The sequence below is a fragment of the Streptococcus oralis subsp. oralis genome, assembly GCF_002096435.1.
GTDB classification, from domain to species: domain Bacteria; phylum Bacillota; class Bacilli; order Lactobacillales; family Streptococcaceae; genus Streptococcus; species Streptococcus oralis_AA.
Map to the genome: position 1 here is coordinate 1 of NZ_NCUI01000008.1, position 258 is coordinate 258.

The 258-nt window shown below is 44.6% G+C and carries 1 protein-coding gene; it reads left to right on the top strand.

From position 1 onward, the window contains the following. On the top strand, positions 1 to 258 hold a 258-nt coding region (locus B7723_RS00040; protein ID WP_142358071.1), incomplete at both ends, for an isopeptide-forming domain-containing fimbrial protein.

Genomic DNA, 258 nt, shown 5'->3' on the forward strand with positions numbered 1-258 from the left:
GCTTACCTATCAGAAGATAAGACTGTGAAAGTTCCTAACAAGGCAGCTTACAAGGCAGATCTTCCAAACAAACCAGGCTTTACGAAAGACTCTAACGAAGTCCCAGTAACACCTCCAACACCAGACGAGCCAGAAATCAAGAAAGATGTGAACGGCAAAGAAGCTGCAACACTTGCGAAACGTGATGAAGTCTTCACATACAACGTGAAAACAAGTGTAGCGCAAGATGCGACAGCCTTCTCAGTCACAGATACACTA